Raw genomic sequence first — 25,024 nt, forward strand, 5'->3', positions numbered from 1 at the left:
CCGGCAAAGACGCTTACGATCAGTCGTAAGGCTTTGCTCAGGGATGCTTTCCCTTTAATTATCGTATGGTGAATTTGGTATCATTATAGAGCAATGGCAATATCTGTGTAAAGTACTATTTTTATATTCGTTATCTTCATGTACCCATCACCTTGTTTTATTCCGTTAATATTTAATCATGTATAAAGTGATTTCGTCCCGGTTGTGGAACAGCTGCTTCGCTCGCTGAATCTGCATGTTCGCGGCCTCGAAAGACGACATGACATCGTCGACAAGCGCCATAGGTTTCTTGTGCATGAGTTTGACCGTCACGACGGCCGTGCCTCCTGCCCGCAGGCTTGGAAGCAGTTCCGTAACCAGTTTGACCATTTGTTTCGGGCTCCAGCTCATATCGCATACCAGCAGATCGAATTCGCCTTCCTGAAAATGGACTTCCGAGGCGTTTTTCTTGAAAATACGCAAGCCAGGATGATTTCGCAGCGACTCGTGCATCAAGGCAGGGTCCACCGCCGTCACCTGCAGTCCCCGCTCCAACAGGAACGAGGTCCAGCCGCCCGGAGCGGCCCCGATATCCAGAGCGGTATGAAACGCCTTGAAATCGATCCCGAAGCTTTGCTCGGCCTCCAGGAGCTTGAACTTCGCCCGGGATATTTGCCCTTCCTCGCGCTGGAAGCGGACCGCGCCCCCGCTCCAGTCGGACAGGTTGTCGTTCGGTTCGGAAACCCCGACGTACAGCATCTCTTCTGCTGCAAAAACAGATACGACCCAGTCGGCGTCGCGAACGACAAATTCGGCGTTTAACCCCGTTAATTGCTCTTGGAGGCTCTCGCGAATCTCGCCGGCGCTGCCGGATACGGCGCTTTGCTCCGCTTTCCTTACCTGCAGTGAAACCGCGGCCCCATGAAGTTTGTCTTGGTGAAGCAAAAATTGAACCATTTGGGGATATGCATTGTCTTGATCCGCTCGCAGTTCAAGGTGTACCGGCTGTATGTGGCGCAAAAAAATAGGCGGGTGGGCAACGATGCTTGCGATCGCCCTATCCGCATCTTCAAACAAGGTCACAAGAAAAACCTCGCCGGAAACCAGCATGCTGCTTTTCAGCTTGCCGAATCTCCGGCGCAGCTCCTCCTGGGCATAGGGTGCAAACCCGTGGTTGGCCGTGCATATAAACCGGGAAATTCCCGTGTTTTTTTCATCGTTTGTTGTTGTTTGTTTATCATCCAAAACGGATTAACCTCCAGAAACCACTTTAATCCAAGGCCGGCCGCCATCCCATTCGATCCGTGCCGGAATATCGTAGGTTTGTTTTATCATTTCGTCGTTCAGAACTTCTTGTTTCGGGCCGGAGCCCGCGATTTTCCCGTCCCGGATCAAAGCGACGTGGCTGAAAAGCGGCATAATTTCCTCCACATGATGCGTCACGTACACCACGGTGATGTCCCGTTCGCCGAGACGTTCCACCTCCGCCAGCATTTTTTCGCGTTCGTACAAATCCAGCCCGGCGCAAGGCTCGTCCATGATCAGAAGCTTCGGCTCGCTCATCAAACTTCTCGCAAGCATCACCTTTTTCCGTTCCCCTTGCGACAGGGTGCCGAGCGGATGGTAGGACAACTTGCCCAAATTCATTTCTTCCAGCAGCTTCAGTGCTTTTTCTTTCACGTCTTCGGGTATTTCCTGATAGAAACGCAAAAACGCGTAAGCGCCCGTGGCCACGACCTCCCACACTGGATCGCTCATATTGAGTTTTTCCAGCAAGCTCGGACTAATATATCCGATCTCTTTGCGGACCTCGCGCACGTCGCATTCCCCATAAACGTTGCCGAGCACCTCGATCCGGCCGCTGCTTGGAAAAAGGTAACCCGTCAGCATCTCCAAAATGGTCGTTTTGCCGGAGCCGTTGCGCCCCAAAATAACCCAGTTTTCCCCTTTTCGAATGTTCAGGGAGACGTGGTCCAAAATCTGATTCTCTTCTCTCCGCAAAGACACATCCCGCATCGTAATCATGAAAGCACTCCCCTTATTTGAGCTAACAAGTCTCCGACCGATCCCATGGAATAGATGATTTCCGGCTTTCCGCTCCGCTCCTTGTCCGCCAAAAGCAGGGCCGGAACGCTGCGGATTTTGTACTGCTCCACAACCGTCGGCGTCATATTGACGTCGGCTTCGGCCAATAAGCCCTCCGGCAGCAAATGTTCGGCCACTTCCAGCATCCGCCGCGCCACTTTGCATGTCCCGCAAAATGGGGTGTGCAGAAACACGGCCAACGGTTCGCCTTTGCGCCACAGCTCCTCTAGAAGCTGTTTTTCGTCCAGCGGCCTCATTCCTGCTCCCCCTTGGCGGCCCGTTCCAGTACGTTCGGAGGCATGGGCCCGTTATGAAGCTTCACATGATCCGGCACCGATTGGTAGAGCAGCTCGTACATTTCCCTCTTCCCCCGCATGCTGGACGTATGCAAAAAAATCTCTTGCGGGAACAGCCGCCCTGCGATCATGCCGTGCACGACCTCTTTTCCGGACGGCTCGCCGGGTCCGAGGTCGTAGTCCAGCGACAATATGCCGACCTCGCATTCCTGCAGCAAAAGAAGGCATTCCTGCGCATTTTTCGCCAGAACAAAACCCTCGGGACATCGCCGGTAATCATCCAAAAATACATGCAGCACGGCTTCCCCTCCTTTCTCCCGTCCTTGCAAGCAACGCTTCTTATCTTTTTCCTTCCAAAAGACGGTACAGCAATTCCATTTCGTCCCCGTGCGTTCCATCCGGTCCGGGATCCGTCTCCAATACGATCGGCAACCCCTCGAATTCCGGATTCGAAATCAGCTCCGCCAATCGATCCGCGCCGATGCGGCCCTCCCCGATCCGGGCATGGCGGTCTTTTCCCGAGCCGGAAGGGTATTTCGAATCGTTCATGTGGACGGCGACGAGGTTTTGCCAGTAGCCAAGCTCCCTCCCCCGTTCCATCCATCTGTCCGTTTCCTCCGGAATCCACGTTCCCGATGCAAACGCATGGCAGGTATCCAAACAAAATGCGATTTTCTCCGGCTCTTCGGCCAGGTTCCTCACGTAAACCAGCTCTTCCAGCGTAATTCCCATCGCCCCGGGCTGTCCCGCCTGGTTTTCTAGCAAAATTTTGGTCTTGCCCTGCCATCCGCCAAGCGTTTCATTTAAACATTGTATTATATTTTTGTAGCCCTGTAACGGGTCGCTGCTTTTCAAATGGCCGAAATGGACGACGATCCCGACGGAGCCGCAGGCTTCGGCAATGATCAAATCGTTTTTCAGCGAAGCGACCGTAGCTTCGTATAACTCGCGGCCGCGGGTCTCGCCGATGGCGATGTTGACCGGGTACGGCGTATGGGCGATGCTCGGCATTCCCTTTTCCCGGCAAAAACGAAAGCAATCCGTCGCAGCGGATGCATCAAGTTCCTTGATGGAAAGACTGCGCGGATTTTTCGGAAAATATTGAAACGATTTGGCCCCCATGTCCCAGGCCCGCCTGGCGGCTCTCCCAAAACCGCCGCGGGTGCTGACATGGCAGCCGATCATTCGATTAGCGGTCATGCTGGCAGGACGGGCAGAAAAAGGCTTTTCTCCCCGTCAATTCGATTCGGTTCACGACCCCGCCGCAGCGCACGCAGCTTTCCCCTTCGCGGTCGTACACTTTGCACATCTCGTCATAACCTCCGGTCAACGTATCGCCGGCCATGAAGGGCGACTCCATGTAACCCCCATGTTCAAGCGCTTCGGGCAACACTTTGACGGCGGCGTCATACAAGCGTCCGATCGACTCCTCGGATAAATCCTGCAGTTTGGCCGAAGGCAGCAGCCCCGCCTCAAACGCGATTTCATCCGCATAGCAGTTGCCGATGCCCGCAATCGCATGCTGATTGACGAGCAAGCTTTTCAACGAGCCGCGGCGGCCTTTGACCAGCTCCGTAAAACGCTCCTTGTTCATCCGGCGGTCCAACAGTTCCGGCCCCAGCGGTTTGAGCGTTTCTTCGGTTTCCTTCGCGGACAGCAAGTGAAGATATCCAAGGCGAAGCCCGATAAAATAAAGCGTATTCGCCCCGAAAGAAATTTCCACTTGGGTATTCCGGTCCGGGCGGTCTTCCTCCGTCCCGTAATACAGCATGCCGCCCAGCATCAGGTGCAGCAGCAAACGCCGCCCGTTGTTCATATGGAACACAAGGAATTTGCCCCTTCGTTCCACGAAAATGACGCGCAGTCCCGTTACCTCTCCGATAAATTGTTCGGCCGGGACGTTCAGCGATTTTTCCCGATGGATTACCACTCGGGTAATTGGCAGGTTGATTATATGTTCCGAAAGCAGTCTTCGGTAATTCTCCATCTCCGGCAGTTCCGGCATTCGTTCATCGATCCTTTCGTTTGCAGCATAGATGACATGATCATTTCAAAAATTTAGTAACCGTCCGTTTCATCCGGGCAAATCCGTTGCATTAATTCATAAAGGTCTTTGCAAACCACATCCGGACGGACGCCGGCTCCCTCGATCAGAGCCTCCATGTTTTCCTCCGTCGTCAGTCCCGTCAAAACCAAAATCGTTTCGCATCCGGCAGCCGCCCCGGCGGCAATGTCGGTACGCAAATTATCGCCCACCACCGTCGCATCCGCAGGCGAGATCCCGAGCCTGTCCGTTGCAAAGCTCATCAAATGCCCCGCCGGTTTGCCGATGACGATCGGCTCGGTTCCGGATGCGGCCTGTATCGACGCGGATAGCGAGCCTGCTCCGGGCACGAGTCCATGATCCGACGGGAGCAGCAGATCGGGGTTGGTCAGGACGTATTTTGCTCCGCCGCGAATCCACTGCACGGCTTTGGCCAAACTTTCGTATGTAAAAGAACGGTCGATTCCTTGCACCACATATTGCGGATTCTCGTCTACGATATGTAATCCGGCATCGGACAACGCCTGGCGGAGTCCTTCTTCTCCTAGCATAGCCACGGAAGCTCCCGGAGATTCTCCGGCGATGTATTCGGCCGCGGCAAGCGACGAAGTGCACACTTCTTCCGGCCTTGCTTCGATTCCCATCTCATTCAGATGCTTCGCTACGCCTTCCGCCGTACGGGACGAGTTGTTCGTCACGAACATATAAGGGATTCGGCGTTGTTTTAACGACCGGATGAGTTCATCCGCGCCGGGAATCCGATGTTTGCCGTGGTAAAGCGTTCCGTCAAGATCTATCAACAGACCTTTGGTCTTTTTGTTTTGGGGCATGTCAGCTTCCTCTTTTCTTGTGTAAACCTGGGCAATCGAAGATGGCATTTCTTCGCTTCGACAGTTCTATTTTAAAAAAATTGGAGGAATGCCGCAACTTATCAGGGCCGCAGCCTCCCACGCCGCGACGCATTAGACATTTTTTCTATGAGGTTCGCCAAAGAACGGCTCATGGTCCGCCTCTTTGATGGCTTGTGCTGGTGCCTTATGTCATTTCCTGCGCTTTCCCGGAAAATAATCCATTTCCCCGGGCAATTCCAAAAAGAAAAGAGCTCCGTACGGAGCCTTTCTGGAAACCGGAAATCGCGTCCTTGCTTCATTCATGTCTGTGCACGGGGAACAACATCAGCTCTTCGGCAAGCAGCGTTTTGGGAAACACCGACTGCGCTTCTTCGAGCAGCGGCTTTAAATGTTCCATGTCCTTATACCGCGAGCTGAAATGGGTCAAAATCAGTTCTTTGGCCCCGGCGGCGGCCGCAGCCTCCGCTGCCTGAACGGACGTGCTGTGATGGTAATTGTGCGCCGATTCTTTCAAATCGTCCATGAACGTCGCTTCGTGCACGAGCAAATCCGCATCGCGGGCGAGCTTCAAAACGTTGCCGCAAGGACGGGTATCTCCCAAAATCGTGACGACCCGCCCTTTTTTCGGAGCTCCCAGCACTTCTCCGGGATGCAGCGTCGTTCCATTTCCCAGGTCGATGCTCTCCCCTCTTTTCAACCGCCCGTATGCTGGTCCGGGTTTTAACCCGTATTCGGCAAGCCGCTGCAAATCGAGGCTCCCCGGTTTGTCTTTTTCGGTGATGCGGTATCCGTAACTGTCGATCCGGTGATCGAGCAGCAGCGATTCGACGACGATGTCCTCGTCTTCGTAGACCGTTCCCCCGGTATGTTCAACGACCTCAAGCTCATATTCGATCCGGGATTGGCTGAGCGTCAGGCTGACGTCGATATACTGTTTGATGCCCGGCGGGCCGTACACGTGCAATTTCGTCGTGCCGCCTTGATAAGCCCGGCTGGACAGCAATCCCGGAAGGCCGAAAATATGGTCACCATGCAAATGCGTGATGAAAATTTTCTCCAATTTGCTGAGCTTTAACGAAGATCGCAGGATCTGATGCTGCGTCGCCTCCCCGCAATCGAACAGCCAAAACGAGCGGCGCTCCTCGAACATGCGCAATGCCATCGACGTTACGTTCCGCTGCAGCGAGGGTACTCCCGCATTGGTCCCCAAAAATTCAAGTTCCATAACAAGCAACCTTCTTTCTGTAATGTCAGCAAAAAAGCGGCCGCCCTTGACAAGCAAACGGCCGCTTCAGCGAAACAAGCTTGCAAAGCTTGGCATGGCGGCAAAAAAACCTCCCGAAAAGGAGGATTTTTTCGCTCGCATCATCCGTTAGGATGAGTATATCATTTTGCCTTGTCGACATTAAAGTAACGCGCTTCCGGATGCGCAAACACCATCGCCGATACCGACGCCTCCGGCTCCATCATGAACCCTTCCGTCAGATGCACGCCGATATCTTCCGGCTTCATCAGCTTGAACAGCGGCCCCTGATCCTCGAGATCCGGGCAGGCGGGATAACCGAACGAAACACGGATGCCTTGATAACGCGCCCCGTGGCGCTGCTTCATCGTCATATCCGCCGGGTCCGGGAATCCCCAAGAGTCGCGCATGATGTGGTGCACGCGTTCGGCAAGCGCTTCGGCGGTTTCGAGCGCCACCGACTGCAGGGCATGGGAGCGCAGATAGTCCCCTTTGTCCTTCCATTCCGACGACAGCTTCGATATGCCTTGGCCGGCCGTGACCACCAAAAATCCGACATAGTCCATCTGCCCGCTGTCTTGGGATTTCAGGAAATCCGCAAGGCAAAGGAACGGCGGCACGTTTTGGCGCGGAAAAGTGAACGTATGCAGCACTTTGGACATGTCTTCGGGGTCGTAAATGACGATATCGTTGCCCCGGGATTGCGCAGGGAAAAAGCGGTACATCGCATGCGCCTGAATGATCCCCTCGGAGGCTGCCTCTTCCAGCAGGCTGTCGACGGTCGCTTTCAATTCCACGGCCTTTTCGTTGCCTTCGGCCAAAAGCTGTTCCACCTGGCCGCGCAGTCCCAAATGATGTCCCAAAAGCATCTGCATGTTCATGTACGGCACGATATGGGTAATCGGATAATTCCGGATGATGTGACGCTCCAAATCCGGCGGGATAAACACCGGAACATCGGTCGATACGCTGGACTTTGCCGCTCGCGTAATCTCCGGCAAAACCTGCGGCTTCTCCGTTTCGGCCTTGAGCGCTTCCAGCTCGGCCTCCATTTCCGCCCGCATCGCTTCGCGCTGTACCGGATCCATCAGCTTGTTGGCCAGATCGAGCCCGTCCATCGCATCCTTGGCATACACGACAAGCCCGTTGTATTCCGGACGGATCCGCGTTTTTGTGAATTTCCGCGTCAACGCGGCACCGCCGACCATAATCGGAACGTCTACGCCCGCATTTCTCAAGTCTTGCGCGGTAACGACCATTTGCTGTGCCGACTTGACCAGCAGGCCGGACAAACCGATCAAATCGGCCTTTTCCCTGCGGTAAGCCTCGATAATGGTTTCCGGTGCTACTTTTATGCCCAGATTGACGATCTCGTAACCGTTATTGGAAAGGATGATTTCCACCAGATTTTTCCCGATGTCATGCACATCGCCTTTGACGGTGGCGAGCAGCATTTTGCCTTTGACCGAGGTTTCGTTTTTTTCCATGAATTGTTCCAGGTACGACACGGACGCTTTCATGACTTCCGCGCTTTGCAGCACTTCCGCGACGATCAGTTCATTGTTGTTGAACAGCCTTCCGACTTCCGCCATGCCGTCCATCAAAGGCCCGTTGATGATTTCCAGCGCGCCGTATTTTTGCAATGCGGCATCCAGATCCGGGATCAGCCCTTCCTTGGAGCCTTCCACCACGTAAGAAGCAAGCCTCTCTTCCAACGTCAGGTTGGACAGTTTTTCTTTTTTCTCGACCTTTTTGTTCCGGAATGCGGCGACAAACGCGGCAAGCGTCTCGTCATTCGTGTCGTAAATCAACGCCTCCGCCAGCTTGCGCTCCTCCTCCGGAATCGAAGCGTAGCGCTCCAGCTTTTCGGTATTGACGATCGCGTAATCAAGTCCCGCTTTCGTGCACTCGTACAGAAATACCGAATTCAGCACCTCGCGCCCGGCTTCGGGCAGGCCGAAGGATACGTTGCTGATGCCGAGGATGGTATGGCATTCCGGCATGGCTTGTTTGATCAAACGGATGCCTTCGATCGTTTCCCTGGCAGAGCCGATATATTGCTCGTCCCCCGTGCCGACCGGAAAGACAAGCGTATCGAAAATGATGTCCTCCGGGGCAAGCTTGTATTTATTCACGAGAAGATCATAGGATCTTTGGGCCACTTTAAGCTTGTCGTCGCGATGTATCGCTTGTCCGCTTTCGTCAATGGTGCCGACGACGACGGCCGCGCCGTATTTATGGATCAGCGGCGTCACCTTTTCGAATTTTTCTTCACCATCTTCAAGGTTAATGGAGTTAATGATCGATTTGCCCTGCGAATATTTCAAGGCAAGGTCAATGACCTCGGCATCGGTCGTATCGATCATCAGCGGCACTTTGACTTTCTTCACGACCAGCTCCAGGAATTTTTTCATGTCGATCGCTTCGTCGCGGTCCGGGTCCTGCACGCATACATCGATGACATGCGCCCCGTTTTTCACTTGGGCGCGGGCGATTTCCGACGCTTCTTCGAACTTGCCCTCGACGATCAGCCGCTTGAATTTGCGCGAGCCGAGTACGTTGGTTCTTTCCCCTACCATGTAAGGGCGGTTATCCTGTTCGATGTAGACCGGTTCGATGCCGGAAATCGCTGGGGCATGGGTCCCCGCAAGCGGCCGCGGCTCGTACTTGCCCATCGCTTCGGACATGGCGCGGATATGCTCCGGCGTCGTGCCGCAGCATCCGCCGGCGATGTTTAACCAGCCGTTTTTCGCGAAGTCTTCCATTTTGCGCGCCAAAGAATCCGGGGATTCATGATAGTTCCCGTTTTCGTCCGGCAGCCCGGCGTTCGGATAGCAGCTGATCGCCGTTTTGGCCATGGAGGACAAAGAGCGGATATGATCCCGCATAAATTCCGGGCCTGTGGCACAGTTAAGCCCGACGGATATCGGGTTTAAATGTTCAAGCGAAATATAAAAGGCTTCGATGTTCTGCCCCGCCAGCGTCGTGCCCATCGGTTCGATCGTGCCTGAAATCATCACCGGCAGCGTCGTGCCGCTGCTTTCAAACGCTTGGCGGATACCGATGCTTCCAGCTTTCACGTTCAGCGTATCCTGGCTCGTTTCAAGAAGCAGCGCGTCAACGCGGCCCTCGATTAAAGCCAGCGCCTGCTCTTTGTAGCTGGCGACCAGCTCGTCGAACGTCACGCCGCCCGTTACCGACAATGTTTTGGTCGTCGGTCCCATGGCTCCGACCACGTATCTGGGCTTGTCCGGCGTGCTGAATTTATCCGCCGCCCGGCGGGCGATTTCCGCCGCTTTTACATTGATTTCACTTGCTTTCTCCGGTATATCGTATTCCGCCAGCACAACGGACGTTGCGCCGAAGGTATTGGTTTCGATTAAATCGGCCCCTGCTTCCAGATATTTTTCATGGATCTCTTCGATGACGTCCGGACGCGTCAGCACAAGCATCTCGTTACAGCCTTCGAGTTCTTCTCCTCCAAAATCCTGGGGACCGAGCTGGACCTGCTGGATCATCGTGCCCATGGCACCGTCGAGTATTAATATTCGGTCTTTCATGATTTCCTGCAAGCTAGGTCTGTTCATGTATTTTCCCCCTCGCGAAACGTTAAATCTTAGTTTAGCAGAATACCTATATTTAGAAAAGTGCCAAAACGGCGGTACGGCGACGGCTGGAACGGAAGAAACGCATCGACAAAAAATGGCGGCTTCGTTATAATATAAATTAAACCAAGTGGAAAAGAGGGGAAAGGCAATGGCTGAAATCGTAATTCGTAATACGAATGAAAGAATCACCGGTGACGATAATGTTCGTGAATTCTTAAACAAACAAAACGTATTGTTCGAGAAATGGGACGCTTCCAAGATGCCCGCCGAGCTTCGTAATAATTTTCAATTAACCGACGAGCAAAAAAACGAAATTTTGAAGGTGTACGACGAAGAAATCCGCGATTTGGCGGCACGCCGCGGTTACCAGATCTGGGACGTGATCACGCTGTCGGACGCGACGCCGAATCTGGAGGATCTGCTCAACAAATTCGAAGAGGTACATACCCATACGGAGGATGAAATCCGCGCCATCGTCGGGGGCAAAGGCATCTTCGTCATCAAAGGCAGCGACGATATCGGATATTTTAACGTGGAACTCGAAGCCGGCGACGTCATTTCCGTTCCTGAAAACACCAACCATTTCTTTACGCTGATGGATAACCGCCAAATCATCGCCGTACGTCTCTTCATCGAAAAAAACGGCTGGGTCGCTTACCCCGTCGAAGATCCGAGTTTCCAAAAAGCCTAAACGGAGATTGGAAGTCAGGCCTTCCTCCCGTTCATGATATACATGCAACGAACCCCGCTCCTTGTTGTCCAAGGGACGGGGTTCGTTTTTACTTTCTTACTTCCGTTACTCGCTTACGGTCAAACTTTTGGTCGGCATCGTATGCTGCGGTCCGTAGGTGACATGAGAGGTGATTTTATAGGTTCCCGCGCCGTCGAACGTTTTTTCGAGCACGTATTTTCCGTCTCCCGCATTTTCGGCAGGCACTTTCTCGTGCACGCTGCTGTCGCCGTCTTTTATGATTTCGATTTCGACTTCATCCGCTTTATCGACTTTTTGATCCTTCTGCGTAACCAACACTTCAATCGAAACCTTTTCCCCGACTTTTGCCTGCTCCGGATTCAAAGTTAAATCGACTTTTAACGGTTCCATCATGCCTTCATCCATGTTCATGCCGTCATGTCCGCCGCTGCCTCCGCAGCCTGCCAAAGCAAAAACGACAAGCAAGATGATGCCTATGAAAACATATTTCTTTTTCAAATTCCTGCCACTCCCTTACGTCAATCTGCAGATATGTAGGCTTTTTGACCGCACTTCATTTATTATACATGCTTTTCAGGCTTCCAAAACGGCGGGGTGATCACAAATTGATGACAATATTAGCAGTGCGCTGGGGCGATCCCGCAATAAGATCATGAAAAAAGCCTGCGCATGCGGCAGAACCGCAAACGGCAGACTTTTAATTAACAAATCGCATTTAATGCTTGGCCGGTTAAACTTGCTGCTTCATAGACTCCAAAATACCGTGCAGCTCGGACAAATGCTTGATTTCATAATGCGGCTGGATGTTCGAATGATACGGCCTGCCGTTGCGGTTGATCCAAACCGTCGTTAACCCAGCGGCCAGTCCGCCTTTAATGTCCGTCGAAAGTTTGTCGCCTACCATGACGGCTTCATCCGGGGTTACGCCCAGGCGGGAGAGCGCATGCTCAAAAATGGTGGGATCCGGCTTGCCTTTGCCGAAGTTGCCCGAAATGACGACTTGGTCGAAATAAGGGACCAGCTCCGGTATGCCATCCAGTTTTTCCTGCTGCAATCCCGGGCAGCCGTTCGTCAGCAACAGAAGCTTATAGTTCCCTTTCAGCTCTTGCAGCACTTGGAACGTTTCTTCATACACATGGGGGCGGGAGCGTCTTTCCATCCCGAATTGTCTGGCAAGTTCTTCGGCCAGCTGCGCGTCTTCCACACCCAGCTCGGCGAGGCCGCGGCGCCAAGATTCCTTCCGGTATTCAGGGACGATTTCGGCCATCCGTTGAAACTCGGGCTGCTTCCCTACGGTAAATTCCCCCCATAATGCTTCAAACGGGTTAATGCCGATCATGGCGGTAAAAGCATACGTGTCGTACGACTCGTACAAAGCCCGCGCCTCTTTGCGGACAGCCGCTTCAAGCGCCTCCGCGTCGACCCCGGTTTTGGCGGCGGCCGTTTCGCAGGTCGCTTGGAAGGATTCCTTCACGCTGCGCTCATCCCACAACAACGTATCGTCCAAATCAAAAAAAACGGCGGTAACTCCCATCTTCCCATCCCTCTCCCAACGTTAATCTGTACTATTGTTTTTCAAACGGAATATTAAAAGAGGCGGCAAAACGCTCAAGACGTTCGGCCATGGCTTCGGTATCGTAGCGGTTGATCAAACGGGTAAACACCCAATTGCCGCCCTTTATTTCCTTGCCCTTTTTCCCCTTCGTTCCTTTCATTTCGATCACGATCGAACCGGATCCTGCTTTGATTTTGGCGATTTGGTCCGCCGTCAAACGCCGGTCGCGATTGAACTTGATCGTGGAAAGCGTGTTTTTGTCCACTTTAAGAAACGGGCGGCGCAAAAAAATCATGATCGCCAGCAAAACGTACAATCCGACCACGATCCAATTCAAGGAGGTGTTCATCGCCGCCTGCTGGCTGGTCATGCCGAGCAAAAGGTAAATGACGGCAAGCGCTACCAGCGTGATGGGAAGAACGAAATTCCGCCCTTTGAAGACGTCGGCCGTGGCGGAACCGTTCGAGGAATACAGCGAAGGTTTCCCCTGTTTTTTACGCTGCTTGTTTAGTTGAGCCGAGTTTTTCTGAACCATTCTTTCCCAAGATCGGGACATCGTGTTTCCCCCTTAACCATGATGTTCTTTATTTTTATTTGCGCTTTCCGTCATTGCGGTCTTCTACCCATTCGATCGAATCCAACTGGGCCCTGAAGTTCCGACGGACGTTTTGAAGATATCTCTCGCGCAATTTCGCACGTTCTTCGGTTTCTTCCTTGGTCAGGCCAGTCTCTTTGTCTTTGCGCGCAAGCTCGTTAATGCGCTGAACTAAGCTGTCGATATCCATACATGACTCCTCCAATAATCAATTCATACCTAACTTTGCCATGAGAAAAAGAGCTTGTCAAGGCGTGAACCTTACCAAGCTCTTAGGCATAAAAACGAAGTCTAATATATAGGAAGAGAAAGGACATCTCCGGCTTGAATGCCGCTGGATTTCAGATGGTTCGTCTTCTTAATGATCTGAATGTATGCGCGGGTATCCATGTCCTTCGGTTTATGATCCCGGGCGATTTGCCATAGCGTGTCCCCTTGGGACACAACGATTTGTTCCATTTGCACCTCGTCTTGAGGGGAACCGGCAAATACGCGTACCATGCCCGTACACCCTGCCGTCATAATTATGACGATCAGCAGAAGCTTCACCATCAGGCGCCGCGTGAACATGGCCTGGAAAGCGTGAAGCTGTTCTTTTAGTTTCCCGCCGTTGCGGTCTCCCCCGGAAATTTCATGATTATATATGCTTTGATATGTACTGTATTTTAACATGTTAACCGTTCCTCCAAACATTTGTTCTTGTATGAGAACAATATAACACGAACACATGTTTTGTTCAATAGTTTTTTCGAACAATTGTTCTCCATTAAGGAAAAATCATGTTCCCGTTTTAGAACTTGTGTTTGTACGAACGGCAGTTCTATGTTATACTTTTACCAAACGTTACTAATGGGGTTGATGGGGAATGTCGAAGATATCTAGCCGGCAGCAAGCGATATTGGAATTTATAAGAAACGAAGTCCGGGCCAAAGGTTATCCTCCTTCCGTCCGCGAGATCGGCGAAGCCGTCGGACTGGCTTCCAGCTCGACGGTGCACGGCCATCTGGACAGACTGGAGAAAAAGGGATTGATCCGCAGGGACCCAACGAAACCTCGCGCCATTGAAATTTTGGGCCAGGAAGAATCCGAAAGCAGCAACCTGTTCACGCAAACGATCGCGCGGGTTCCCGTGGTAGGTAAGGTTACGGCCGGCGTACCGATTACCGCTACGGAAAATATCGAGGATTATTTCCCTCTGCCCCAGCATTTTGTCGGGGACGAGAAAGTCTTTATGCTATCGGTCGTAGGGGACAGCATGATCGAGGCGGGCATTCACAACGGCGACTACGTCATCGTCCGCCAGCAGCAGACCGCTGATAACGGAGATATCGTCGTTGCCATGACGGACGAAGACGAAGCTACCGTAAAAACGTTCTATAAAGAAAAGGATCATATCCGTCTGCAGCCGGAGAATCCGTCTTACGAGCCGCTGCGCTTGAATCACGTGACCATTCTCGGCAAGGTCGTCGGTTTGTTCCGCGACATTCATTGATCCGTTTTGGCCTCGCCAATGGACAAGCCCTTGTTCTTCCAGGAGAACAAGGGCTTTCTATTTGGGTTAGCCGAATTTCTCCTGCTGCCACATCGTTGTGATATATCCGAGGAGGCTCTCGGCTTGATGCACGCCCGGATCCGCGTTCATCATGCATATCGCCCCTATGCCTTTCTCGGGATAAACGGTCATCATGCATTGGAAACCGCTGCCCCACCCGAGCGAGGTGATCTCCAGCTTCCCGCCAAGGCATTCCATGAATACGCCCAGCCCGGCCCACTTAAAACCGTTCTGCGGTGTAAACATTTCCTTTGCGGTCTTTGGGGAAATCCCCAACATCCCCTGCCCCTGCAGCGAAGCCATCAGCTCGGCGGCCAACATTGCGAGGTCCGTCGGTGTCGTCCAGAGCCCGGCAGCCGCAGCATACGGATAAATCGGATAGGGGCTGGCCAACCGGTCGCCATATCGGTTATGTCCGGCGGCCGATCCCGCGCGAATGTCGGATTCGTCCATGACGAAACGGCTGTTTTTCATCCCCAGCGGTTCAAATATCTTTTTCCGCATCAGCTTTTCGAACGGTTCCCCTGTCGCATCTTCAATCAGCAGCTGCATGACGCAAAATCCCGTATCCGAATAGATGAACCGGCTTCCCGGCTCGGCGACCAGTAAAGCAGGCTCCTGCCTATAAACCGTTAATCCTGTTAACAATTCCGCCATGGACGGAGCTTTGCGGTCCTTGGCCAACGTCGGAAAGCTTCCATCGGGATCGGAAAAGCCGGCTTGATGGCCAAGAAGCCTGCGCAGCGTGACGCGGCCGGAACGGAATTGCGGATGCTCCGGAACCTTCCACGATATCAGGCGCCGGTTCGCGTCTTCATCCAATTGAAGGGCGCATTCCTCTACCAGAACAAGCGCTAAAACGCTTGCCGCAAATTTGCTGATGGAACACGCGTTAAACATCGTATCCATCCGGACCGGTTCCGTCTCCCCCGCCGCAAGCTTTCCCCAGGTCTCCCGATGGCTGATCAAACCATCCTCAATGAATGCGATGCTTAACCCGGGAATTCCCTCCCTATCCATCCGTTCGCTGACGCTCATTGGATCCACTGTTTTCCTTCCCCCCGTCCCCAACCAAAGTAACAATACATCAATTATAGAACATTTGTTCCCTTTTGGCAATAAGCAACCTAGCGAGCATCTCCTAACATCGCCCAAATCCGGACTTTCCTAGGCAAGAAACGCAAAGAACCGTGCCAGTCGAACTGGCACGGCCCAAGGCGGATATCGAGGCGCATCCTTTTTCCCTTCTACGGACAAGCTCGGTTCAGCCCGTCCTCCTCCCATCCCCGCTGCCGGTATTCCGTCGGCGTCATGTTCGTCCGCTTGCGGAAAACCTGCGTAAAGTGTTTGACGTCCTGGTAACCGACCTTTTCGGCGATGTCGATCAGCTTCAGCTGCGTATGCTTCAGCAGTTCCATCGCTTTTTCCATCCGCAGCGAAATGACGTACTCCTTGAACCCGCTTCCGGTTTTTTGCTTGAACACTTGGCTGAAGTATGCCGGGTTCAAAAAGACGACGGAGGCGACCTTTTCCAGCGTCACGTCGGTATTGTAGTTCGCCCGGATATATTGGAGGGCTACTTCGACCGCCCGGTTTCCGCCCGGGGCGTAATATTCGAATTCGAGCGTTCCGGACTGCCGCCCCATCCCCCGGATCGCCGCCGGGATGCTGTTAAAGTCGCGGATTTCTTCGGACAGCCCGACTTGGAACGGCACCTTGACGTATTTTTTCAGATGCAGCCGCAGCTCGTCGCTCAAGCGCTTTGCCCCGTCCGGCGAATCCGGCGTCACGAGGCCCAGCAGGCTTTTGCCGTCGAGGCTGGTGACGAACCCTTTTCCGTGGCGTTCGATCAGCTCGGTCAGCACGTTTTCGACGATAAAATGCTCGAGATGTACAGCGTCGTCGCTTTCCATTTTGACCAGCACCAAATAAAAGCGGGGGTACCGCTCCACGAACGGGGCAATGTCCAAGTTCCCGATGTCGAGTCCCGTCGCCCAGCGCTGGAATACCGCTTCACGCAAAAACTTCAGGTTGCTCCGGAGCAGCCGCGTTTCCTGCTCCAGCTCGGCGTCCCGCTCCACTTCCTCGCCGAGCCGCCCGATCATCGAAATCAGCGCCTCCTTGCCGATCGGCTTAAGCATATAATCCTTGGCCCCGAGCCTGACCGCTTCTTTGGCGTAAGCAAATTCGGAATAAGCGGAGATGATCACCCATTTCACGTGCGGATAATTGCTCCGGGACACCTGCATCAATTCGAGTCCGGTCATGCCCGGCATCAAAATATCCGTGAGCACCACGTCGATCTGGCCGCCCCGGAGAATTTGCGCCGCTTCGTCCGGATTTTCCGCCAATTGCACGCCGTGGCCGGGAAACGCTTTGCGGATCGTCCGCTTGATCCCCTCCCGGATCACGCTTTCATCATCCACCACCAATATGTTCATCTTCGTCCTCCCCTTCGGCCGGAATCGGTATGGCAACGGTCACCGTCGTTCCTTGCAGCGGCTCGCTTTCGATGCTCAAACCGTATGGTCCGCCGAACATCATCACCAGGCGGTCGTGTACGTTCCGCAGCCCGATGCCGCGTCTTCTTCCGGGCGAATCCTCATCCGGCGACCGCTGATGTTTGGCGTGCATCGTCTCTTTTACCCGCTCCAGCGTCTCGGCATCCATGCCCATTCCGTTGTCCTCGATTTTGATCAGCAGCTTGTTCCCTTCCTTTTCCGTGCGCACGTTCAGCACGCCCATGCCTTCCTTCGGCTCCAAACCGTATTTGACCGCGTTTTCGATGATCGGCTGAATCGTCATTTTCGGAAGCGGCGCGTCCAGCCAGGCTGCGTTCGCGTCAATGTTCGTTTGCAGCCTTCCGCCGAGCCGCGTTTCGATGATCGTCAAGTAATGGCCGATTTGCTCTAATTCGCGCCCCAGCGTGGTTCGCGCCGCTTCTTCCCAATTGCTGCTGTACCTGAACATTTGCGAAAGCGACAGAACCACCCTGCTCAGCCGTTCGTTTTCCTGCTCGTCCAGCATCCAATAGATCATGTCGAGCGTGTTGTAGAGGAAATGCGGATTCACCTGGGCCTGCAGCGCTTGCAGCTGCGCGTTTTTTTCGCTGACGGTCGAAATTTTGATCGTTTCGATCAGCTCGTCCATCCGGTGCACCATCCGGTTGAACGACGAGACCAGGCTGTTGATTTCGTCGAAGGAATCCACGTTGACCGAACCGCTGAAATTTCCCATCTCGACCTTTTTCATCTCCCGGATCAAAAGCTTGAGCGGAGACGCGATATTGCGGGAGACGATCGAAGCCAGCACCGTCGATAAAATGATCAGCGCCAGCACGACAACCACCAAAACTTTCGTCGTCCGATATACTTCCGCCTGGATGTCCTGTTTCGGCGTCAGGCCGTAAATCGTCCACCCGGCCATCGTCGTGTTGGCGGCGACGATCAGCTCCTTGGACGTGCCGTCGACGAAGATATTATCTTCCGGCGACGGCTGCGGCAGCCGGTCCAGCTCCGGGCGTTTCGCTCCTTTTCGTTCGGAGGAGGCGATGATTTTTTTCGCTTCGTCCAAAATGTAAACCTGCGTTCCGGGGCTGATGCTCACGTTAGACAGCGCTTCCATCATCGGAGACGGGTTCGTTTCGATCATCAACATTCCGATCTCTTTATGGTTATCCAAATCGTACAGCTTGCGCCCGAACACGAACGCCTGCTTTTCCGCCTGCAGCGTGTTGATTGGCGAACCGGGGTATAACCCGAGCCAGACCATGTTGCCCGAAGATGCTTCGAGCTTTTTATACCATTCGGTTTGGGCGTAGTTGTTGTCGATGACCCCGGCAAACTGCCTTTCGTAGCTGTACACCTTGCCGTCGGGCGATAATATGTGGATGCCCAGCACATCGTCCCGCGAATAGTAGGCCGCCCCGATAATGTTCGTGATGGTGCGTTCGTTCATGATTTCCGCCGCCGGATCGTCCGGCTTTTCCTGCAGCAGGCGGGTAAGCTCGTAGTTGCTGTTCAGCGATTTGGACAAGCTGTTATAGCCCTGCAGCATCAAGTTGAACAGCCCCGCGGTCTGGGAGATGTTTTTTTCGGCGATGTCGCCTACCTTGGCGTGAATGATCGATAACGTTCGATTGTAATACAGCATGCTCATCAATATCAGGATTCCCGTCATGCATCCCATAAAAAGCAGGAACAAGCGGCTGCGTATGGATCGGAAGCGTCTCACGTACCTCGGCTTCCCCCTTTCAAAGCATCGGCTTTTCGTGTCCATTTTAGCATATGCGCCGCTTGTTCCGCCCGATTTTTTGGCCCTTTACCCCTTGACGGCGCCTGCCACCATGCCTTCGGTGATTTTATCGGATAACAAGAAATAGATCAGGATGACCGGCAGCGCGCCGAGCACGAGAAAAGCACCGATCGCGCCGTAATTGACCGAATATTGGCTGACGAAGCTGTTCACGCCGAACGGCAGCGTTTTGAGCTTTTCCGACGAAATAAACGTAGCCGCCAAAATGTATTCATTCCAAATGTTGATGAACGTCAAAATGCAAACCGTCATGACCGGCGGAACGGACACCGGCAATATGATGCTGCGGAAAATGCGCCAGATGCTGGCCCCGTCGATCACGGCCGACTCTTCGATTTCATGCGGAATGGTTTTCATGAACCCGCTCAAAATAAACACCGCGATCGGCATCGAAAACGCGACATAAGGCAGGATCAGCGACAAATGCGTGTTCAGCACGTGCATGTTTTTGAAAATGATCATGAGCGGCAGCAGTGTGGCCTGCATCGGGATCATCATCCCAATCAGGAACAGCAGCATGACCCCTTGCCCGTATCGCCAGCGGAATCGGCTGATCGCATACGCGCACAGGGAGCTCAGCAAAATGACCGCAGCCATCGTCACCGACGTGACGAATAAGCTGTTCAGCAAATATCGGAAATAATTCCCTTCGAGCGCCGCGCTATAGTTGCTCCATTGCGGAGCGTGCGGCAGGGCGAAAAAGCTGCCCGACAAAATTTCTTCGTTCGTTTTCAGCGAATACAGCACAAGCCATAGCAGCGGATATACCTGCGTGACCACCAATAGGGACAAAAACAGGATGACAATCGTTTTCGCAACAGAAAACCGTCCGCGGCGGGCAGCGGCCGCCGGCTTGTTCAACGTAACGGCAGAGCTCGTATTCATGGCGTTTTCCTCCTTTACGAAAAGCGTTTCTCCAGCTTGTTGAATATCAGATTGATCAGGAAGGTGGCCGCAAGGCAAAGCACGACCAAACATGCCGCAATCGAGCTGCCGTACCCGTATTTCATGGACAGGAAGGACATGTTGTACATATGGGTCGAAATGACGTCGGTTGCGTGCGCGGGTCCGCCGCCCGTCATCACCATCACCATGTCAAAAGCCTGCAGCGAGCCGATAAACGCCAGCACGATCGAGATTTTGAAGATTGGAATGATGTTCGGAAACGTGATGTAGCGGTCGGCGGCAAACCCATCGGCGCCATCGATCCGCGCTGCCTCATAGATTTCTTCAGGAACGTTTAATATCCCCGTATACTGGATCAGCGTGTGGTAACCCAAGTACTGCCAGAGCGCCACGAAATACAGCGAATACATCGCAATTGACGGGTCGGTAAGCCATTCATGCGTCCATGATCCTAGGCCGACCGCTTCCAGCACCTGGTTCAGCATGCCCCCCATCGACGCGGGATTGTAAATCGTTTTCCACAGCTGGCCGACGACAACGACCGACAGAATGACGGGCAAAAAGTAACTCGACACGAGAAAATTCGGTCTGCGGATATACCGTTTGAGCAAAATGGCCACAAGCAGCGCAATCGGGATTTCCGCCATCGAAAACACGGCAAACAGCAGCGTTCTCCGTACGGACGGCCAAAATACCGGATCATGGAAAAACAGGTTTTTGAAATTTTCGAACCCGACGAACCTGGACTCCCCGATGCCGTTCCAATCCAGCAGACCGCTGTACATGGAGACGAGGATCGGCACGAATACGATGCCTGCGTATAGGATCAAGCAAGGCAGCACAAACGCGGCAATCGTCCAGCGGGAGACTTTGAGCACGTTCATGGGAACCCCTCCTTTTTCTGGCTGGTCTAGTGAAGCAGAAGGGAACGGCATGCCGCCTTTCGCACGCGTTCCCTCCATTACGTCAAGCTTATTTGTTGTTGGCTTCGAATGCCGACTGATGTTCCTTCGCGACTTCGGCCGAATCCTTTTTCTGTACGAACAGGTTTTGGATGCTGGCAAGATGAGCTTGCGCCGTTCCCGGGTTCATCGTGTTGTCGAACGCCAGATCCCCGCCCTTCACGTCTTTGAACAGATTCAGCACCTCCATCGCCATGTCGGAGTATCCGGCCGCCTTGAAATCGCCGTCCACTTTTTGTCCGATCCCCACTGCGCCTTTGGCTTCGAACGCTTCTTTCGGGAAGTTCAGCATAAACCAGTTCAGGAACGCCTTCGTTTCATCCAGATGTTTACTGTCCGCGGAGATCGCAAACGCGCTGCCCGGCGCCAGCATGAACTCGTCCGTTGATCGTCGGGAACTTGAACACGCCGACTTTTCCGTTGACGGAAGACGTTTCGATGCCTCCCGTTGCCCACGTGCCCATAAAGTACATGGCCGCTTTGCCGGTCTTGAACAGGTTTTCGCCTGCGTTGTAGTCGAAAGACGTGACGCCTTCCTGGAAGGCTCCGGCCTGGATGAGGTTTTGGAACGCGTCGACAGCTTCCTTGAATGCCGGATCTTCGAACGTTTTCTTTTTATCGAGCACGTCCTTCAGGAAGCCCGGGCCGTTGTTGGTCCGAAGCAGCATGTTCATGAACAGGAACGATCCCGTCCAGGTGTCTTTTTCGCCGATCGCCATCGGTTGGATGCCCTTGGATTTCAGCGTTTTGACGACATCGACCATTTCTTCGAACGTCGTCGGCACCTTAACCCCGCCTTTTTCGAAAAGCTCCTTGTTGTAGTACACCACGCCGATGTTGTTGCCGTCCGGCACGGCATAGGTATGGCCGTCAAAGCTGTACCAATCGAGAAGCCCGTCCTGGAACGTGCCCCGGAGTCCGTTTTGGTCCAGCATGTCGTCCAGCGGCGCGAGCAGCTTCGCTTCCACGAACGGCTGCATTTGCGCGGCCGGGTTGACCACGGTAATGTCCGGCACCTCTTTGGACGCCGCTTGCGTTTTCAGCTTCAGCTTTTGCTGATCGGTGTTCAGGGAATCGAGCTCGATTTTGATGTTCGGATGCTCCGATTCGTATTGCTTCACCAGCTTGTTCATCAATTTGTTTTTCGGATCGGTCGGATCCGGATAAATGTTTTGGAACGTGATCGTTACGTTTTTCTCTTTCACCGTGCCGGCCTTGTCGCCGCCGGTTCCCGCTCCCGACGAAGCGTTTCCTTCATCGGCTTTGCCTCCGCATGCCGTCAAACTGAAGACTAACGCGCCTGCCATCGCCAAGCTTAGCCATTTCGACATTTTCGCCATCGCTTATTCCCCTTTTTGTTTGGTATGAACCCATTATGCAGGGAAACGGCAAAGATCGGGAGGTGAGAAATTCAGGTTTTAGGTTTGTTTTCTATAGATATCGCTTTAAAAAAGAAAATCCCCCCAAAGCCGGGAGGACTCGCTCAGTTGTTATATGCAGCCGCAGGTTAGACCGACACGAATTGCAGAACGCCAAGCAAAATCAATAAAATAAATACGCCGTAAATGATGTACAACACGATCCGCAGCCCTTTCGAACCCTTCCGCGTTTCGCGGAGTTGATCCTCAAGTTCGGCTACCCGTTCTTCCAACGCCAGCAAACGTTCGTCTTGACCGTTCATGTCCGGTGCTCCTTCCCAATATCTAAGATCTCGAATATGTTTCTACCAGATTACATAATATGGGTGATTTTGTAAATCAAAAAAAGCATGGCATGCCAAGATGATGACACCGATCCGCATCCGCCAACAAAATAAAAAGCACGCATCAGTTCCACCTGTGCGCGCTTCCCTGTTGGTTATTTTTCTTCGAGTTCGTCCGGGACGTCGTATTTATTGATATGCGAAGTCATGGCCGCGACGGCATCGTCGACATTCGTTGTGGCAGGCTCGCGTCCGACGACGTCGTCGGTTTGGTCGTGAAAATTCAAACGGTCCGCTTCGGCCTCTTTATATTTATTGCTTTTCAGCATAAGCGCTCCCCTCCCTTCTGCATCCTGTGATATGGATCGACCTCCCCATAAGGGCAGGAATCGTTTTTTACTATGCTCTAAGGTTCCTCACCTTATGTGTGCGGACCGGCAATAATGCCTAGAGCCCCCCGGTTGATCCGCCACGGGTGCCGCAATTGCAAAGCAAAAAGGCCTTGCCCCTAATCCATTAGGCGGCAAGACCGAGCGTAGACGTTATATTAAGCAGACCATGTGTTTGGGCCAAGCGCGTTCTTTTGCAGCTTCGGTATAAGCGCATATCCGAACGTAATGAGGGGGCTTACCCACAGCAAGACGGCGTACGGAACGTATTCCGGCACCGGAACCCCGAGGGCAGCCGCAAAAAAAGCGCCGCTGACGCCCCAGGGAACAAGCGGATTGACGAGCGTACCGCAATCTTCGAGGGTTCGGGACAGCGTTTTTGCGGGCAGTTTTCTGCGGTTATATTCGTCCTTGAACATTTGACCCGGCAAAAGAATGGACAAATATTGCTCGCCCGTCATGGCGTTTACCGCAATCGAGGACGCGCCCGTCATCAAAACGATGCTGCTGCCGCGTTTTAAAGGCTGAACGGCCTTTTGGAAAAAAGCTTCGATGACGCCGCAATGCTGCAGCAATCCGCCCAGCGACAGCGCGATCAGGATCAGCGAGACGGACCACATCATCGACTGCAAACCTCCCCGGTTTACGATCGATGCGACCGTTTCGTTGGCGCTGGCCGTTTGATAGCCGCTTTGCATGACCTGAAACCATACGTCGATTGCCGTCTCGCGTTGAACGACAGCCGTCACCAGCAGACCCGTCGCGATGCCGACGATCAGCGTAGGAAGAATCGGCATCCGTTTGATCGAGCAGGCAATGACGGCAATCGGCGACAGCAACGTAAGCCAATGAATGCGAAACCCATCCTGCAGCGCAAACTTGATTTGTTCGATGGACGATAAATCGACCGTGCCAGCGCTTGGCGCGAACAAGAAAAATATCGTCGTGACGATGAGCGCCGGCACGGTCGTGTAGAGCATGTTGCGGATGTGCGTATAGATGGGAATGCCGGCCACGGCCGGGGCAAAATTCGTCGTATCGGATAGCGGCGACATTTTATCCCCGAAGCAAGCCCCGCAGATGACCGCTCCCGCGGCCAACGCCGGGGAAACTCCCGTCGTCGCGGCAATCCCCATAAAGGCGACGCCGACGGTGCTGACGGTCGTAAACGAGCTTCCGGTAAACATCGACACGACGATGGTGACGTATAACGCGCTCACCGCAAATAAATGCGGTTTGATATAATCCATGCCGTAATATAAGATCGTCGGCACCGTCCCGCTCATCATCCATACGGCGATCAAAATGCCGATCAGCGAAAGGATGAGAATCGGCATAATGGCCGTTTGAATGCCTTGAAGGATGGAAGCTTCAAGCTTCTTCCAAGGAATGCCGAACAGCCGCAACAAAGCTGCGGTCCCGACCGTTGCGGCGAGCAGCGGAAGATGGGGCTCCGCTTTGAGCAGAAAAATCGAGATGAACAATAGCGCAAGAATGAATGCAATAATCAAAATGCTTTTCGAAAAAGTGAGCTGTCGGTCCATGAAGATGATACTCCTTGTACATAATTGTCGCAGACAGGGAAATTGCATAACGTCTCCGTCCGCTTTGTTTGATCCGTAAACAAGTCCTTCTTTGCTTTTATGCTTTTTGGCTTTTTTGCATTGAAGCACAGGGGAACAATATATACCAAAACCACGGCCGAGTCAATGTTATGAACATGCATTGCAGGATTTTTCAGCCAAAAAAATCAGAAAGAAGCGTAACATGATACGGTTTCATTGCGTTATAAACATGTATGGCATTTTGAAGGAGAGGTACCTGCATGAACGGGTCTTGGAAAAACCGGATGATCGTCATGGGGATTGGCCTGATCTGCTGCATCCCGCTGGGGTTATTATACTTATGGTATAAGTTCGTCAGCATGCCGCTGATGCCTTGACCCCCCATCATGAAGGGAACGCGAAAAAGCTCCTGCCGGCATGCCGGCAAGAGCTTTGAAAATACGAAATTAGTAAATGAAAGCTTTGGTGATGATAACGAGCAAAATAAAGAGAACCAGAATCGCACCGATGCTGCCATACCCGCCATGGCCGTAACCGCCTACGCCTCCAACGACTTCACTCATGTGTTCACCCTCCTTTCAGAAGCATACTTTATCTTATGATTATGCTTTTGGAAGGGAAGGGCAAATAGGAAACTCCTTGCGAAAATAGATATGAGTTTACCAT

At 53.1% G+C, this 25,024-nt stretch carries 25 protein-coding genes and 1 pseudogene; 2 read left to right on the top strand and 24 right to left on the bottom strand.

Annotated elements, in window-relative coordinates; genetic code table 11:
• Positions 1 to 165: 165 nt before the first annotated feature.
• From AC27KL_RS03950 to metH, 9 genes are all read right to left on the bottom strand, one after another.
• A complete protein-coding gene (locus tag AC27KL_RS03950; protein ID WP_487168924.1) occupies positions 166 to 1,224 on the bottom strand; it encodes a 23S rRNA (cytidine(2498)-2'-O)-methyltransferase RlmM in 1,059 nt (352 codons plus the stop codon).
• Between the two features lie 6 nt (positions 1,225 to 1,230).
• Entirely contained in the window at positions 1,231 to 2,004 is a 774-nt protein-coding gene (locus AC27KL_RS03955) for an ABC transporter ATP-binding protein (RefSeq protein ID WP_487168925.1), read from the bottom strand.
• Positions 2,001 to 2,321, bottom strand: a complete 321-nt coding sequence (locus AC27KL_RS03960) for a thioredoxin family protein (RefSeq protein ID WP_212948487.1) — start codon at positions 2,319 to 2,321, stop codon at positions 2,001 to 2,003. The genes AC27KL_RS03955 and AC27KL_RS03960 overlap by 4 nt, the downstream gene beginning before the upstream one ends.
• Positions 2,318 to 2,659, bottom strand: a complete 342-nt coding sequence (locus AC27KL_RS03965) for a cyclic-phosphate processing receiver domain-containing protein (protein WP_487168926.1) — start codon at positions 2,657 to 2,659, stop codon at positions 2,318 to 2,320. The genes AC27KL_RS03960 and AC27KL_RS03965 overlap by 4 nt, the downstream gene beginning before the upstream one ends.
• Positions 2,660 to 2,699: 40 nt before the next feature.
• Entirely contained in the window at positions 2,700 to 3,560 is an 861-nt protein-coding gene (locus AC27KL_RS03970; protein ID WP_487168927.1) for a deoxyribonuclease IV, read from the bottom strand.
• Positions 3,550 to 4,365, bottom strand: coding sequence for an Fpg/Nei family DNA glycosylase (locus tag AC27KL_RS03975; RefSeq protein WP_487168928.1), 816 nt, complete (start codon positions 4,363 to 4,365; stop codon positions 3,550 to 3,552). Before AC27KL_RS03975 ends, AC27KL_RS03970 begins: the two co-directional genes overlap by 11 nt.
• Positions 4,366 to 4,418: 53 nt before the next feature.
• On the bottom strand, positions 4,419 to 5,234 hold the full coding sequence (locus tag AC27KL_RS03980) for a TIGR01457 family HAD-type hydrolase (protein ID WP_487168929.1): 816 nt from the start codon (positions 5,232 to 5,234) through the stop codon (positions 4,419 to 4,421).
• A 316-nt stretch (positions 5,235 to 5,550) separates the two neighbouring features.
• Positions 5,551 to 6,480: a ribonuclease Z gene (rnz, locus tag AC27KL_RS03985; RefSeq protein WP_487168930.1), complete on the bottom strand. Its 930-nt coding sequence runs from the start codon at positions 6,478 to 6,480 to the stop codon at positions 5,551 to 5,553.
• 161 nt (positions 6,481 to 6,641) lie between these two features.
• Positions 6,642 to 10,085: a methionine synthase gene (gene metH, locus AC27KL_RS03990; protein WP_339324505.1), complete on the bottom strand. Its 3,444-nt coding sequence runs from the start codon at positions 10,083 to 10,085 to the stop codon at positions 6,642 to 6,644.
• Between the two features lie 169 nt (positions 10,086 to 10,254).
• Here metH and AC27KL_RS03995 point away from each other — a divergent pair, with 169 nt between their 5' ends.
• Positions 10,255 to 10,797 carry a 1,2-dihydroxy-3-keto-5-methylthiopentene dioxygenase gene (locus AC27KL_RS03995; RefSeq protein ID WP_339324504.1) on the top strand — a complete coding sequence of 181 codons (543 nt, stop codon included), beginning with the start codon at positions 10,255 to 10,257 and terminating at the stop codon, positions 10,795 to 10,797.
• 105 nt (positions 10,798 to 10,902) lie between these two features.
• Here the strand turns inward: AC27KL_RS03995 and AC27KL_RS04000 are convergent, their stop codons facing one another.
• The 5 genes from AC27KL_RS04000 to yneA form a co-directional block, all read right to left on the bottom strand.
• Positions 10,903 to 11,316 carry a FixH family protein gene (locus AC27KL_RS04000; protein ID WP_036711916.1) on the bottom strand — a complete coding sequence of 138 codons (414 nt, stop codon included), beginning with the start codon at positions 11,314 to 11,316 and terminating at the stop codon, positions 10,903 to 10,905.
• Between the two features lie 232 nt (positions 11,317 to 11,548).
• Entirely contained in the window at positions 11,549 to 12,352 is an 804-nt protein-coding gene (locus AC27KL_RS04005) for an HAD family hydrolase (protein ID WP_487168931.1), read from the bottom strand.
• A gap of 31 nt (positions 12,353 to 12,383) precedes the next feature.
• On the bottom strand, positions 12,384 to 12,929 hold the full coding sequence (locus AC27KL_RS04010; protein WP_339324501.1) for a hypothetical protein: 546 nt from the start codon (positions 12,927 to 12,929) through the stop codon (positions 12,384 to 12,386).
• 34 nt (positions 12,930 to 12,963) lie between these two features.
• Positions 12,964 to 13,158 carry a DUF896 domain-containing protein gene (locus tag AC27KL_RS04015; protein WP_036711911.1) on the bottom strand — a complete coding sequence of 65 codons (195 nt, stop codon included), beginning with the start codon at positions 13,156 to 13,158 and terminating at the stop codon, positions 12,964 to 12,966.
• A 101-nt stretch (positions 13,159 to 13,259) separates the two neighbouring features.
• The gene (yneA, locus tag AC27KL_RS04020) at positions 13,260 to 13,640 is read right to left on the bottom strand and encodes a cell division suppressor protein YneA (RefSeq protein WP_036711909.1); all 381 of its coding nucleotides are present in this window, start codon (positions 13,638 to 13,640) and stop codon (positions 13,260 to 13,262) included.
• Positions 13,641 to 13,833: 193 nt separating this feature from the next.
• On the opposite strand from yneA, the gene lexA reads away from it, so the two are divergent.
• Positions 13,834 to 14,460, top strand: a complete 627-nt coding sequence (gene lexA / locus AC27KL_RS04025; RefSeq protein WP_212948478.1) for a transcriptional repressor LexA — start codon at positions 13,834 to 13,836, stop codon at positions 14,458 to 14,460.
• 66 nt (positions 14,461 to 14,526) lie between these two features.
• Here lexA and AC27KL_RS04030 read toward each other — a convergent pair whose 3' ends face one another.
• The 10 genes and pseudogenes from AC27KL_RS04030 to AC27KL_RS04075 all read right to left on the bottom strand — a co-directional run bounded on the left by AC27KL_RS04030 (position 14,527) and on the right by AC27KL_RS04075 (position 24,921).
• A complete protein-coding gene (locus AC27KL_RS04030; protein ID WP_487169137.1) occupies positions 14,527 to 15,558 on the bottom strand; it encodes a serine hydrolase domain-containing protein in 1,032 nt (343 codons plus the stop codon).
• 209 nt (positions 15,559 to 15,767) lie between these two features.
• Positions 15,768 to 16,961: a response regulator gene (locus tag AC27KL_RS04035; RefSeq protein ID WP_339324499.1), complete on the bottom strand. Its 1,194-nt coding sequence runs from the start codon at positions 16,959 to 16,961 to the stop codon at positions 15,768 to 15,770.
• The gene (locus AC27KL_RS04040; RefSeq protein ID WP_487168932.1) at positions 16,939 to 18,753 is read right to left on the bottom strand and encodes a sensor histidine kinase; all 1,815 of its coding nucleotides are present in this window, start codon (positions 18,751 to 18,753) and stop codon (positions 16,939 to 16,941) included. The genes AC27KL_RS04035 and AC27KL_RS04040 overlap by 23 nt, the downstream gene beginning before the upstream one ends.
• Positions 18,754 to 18,840: 87 nt before the next feature.
• Positions 18,841 to 19,719, bottom strand: coding sequence for a carbohydrate ABC transporter permease (locus AC27KL_RS04045; protein ID WP_487168933.1), 879 nt, complete (start codon positions 19,717 to 19,719; stop codon positions 18,841 to 18,843).
• A 14-nt stretch (positions 19,720 to 19,733) separates the two neighbouring features.
• Positions 19,734 to 20,624 (bottom strand): carbohydrate ABC transporter permease, encoded by an 891-nt coding sequence (locus tag AC27KL_RS04050; RefSeq protein WP_487168934.1) that lies wholly within the window; start codon positions 20,622 to 20,624, stop codon positions 19,734 to 19,736.
• Between the two features lie 88 nt (positions 20,625 to 20,712).
• Positions 20,713 to 22,042, bottom strand: a pseudogene (locus AC27KL_RS04055) (extracellular solute-binding protein).
• Positions 22,043 to 22,209: 167 nt separating this feature from the next.
• Positions 22,210 to 22,383, bottom strand: coding sequence for a hypothetical protein (locus tag AC27KL_RS04060; protein ID WP_156124535.1), 174 nt, complete (start codon positions 22,381 to 22,383; stop codon positions 22,210 to 22,212).
• Positions 22,384 to 22,559: 176 nt separating this feature from the next.
• Positions 22,560 to 22,733, bottom strand: a complete 174-nt coding sequence (locus AC27KL_RS04065; RefSeq protein WP_156124534.1) for a hypothetical protein — start codon at positions 22,731 to 22,733, stop codon at positions 22,560 to 22,562.
• 218 nt (positions 22,734 to 22,951) lie between these two features.
• Complete coding sequence (gene nhaC, locus AC27KL_RS04070) at positions 22,952 to 24,337, bottom strand: Na+/H+ antiporter NhaC (RefSeq protein ID WP_487168935.1); 1,386 nt, start codon at positions 24,335 to 24,337, stop codon at positions 22,952 to 22,954.
• Between the two features lie 467 nt (positions 24,338 to 24,804).
• Entirely contained in the window at positions 24,805 to 24,921 is a 117-nt protein-coding gene (locus tag AC27KL_RS04075; RefSeq protein ID WP_036708264.1) for a hypothetical protein, read from the bottom strand.
• Between the last annotated feature and the right edge of the window lie 103 nt (positions 24,922 to 25,024).

This window comes from Paenibacillus sp. YAE3, from assembly GCF_057546105.1.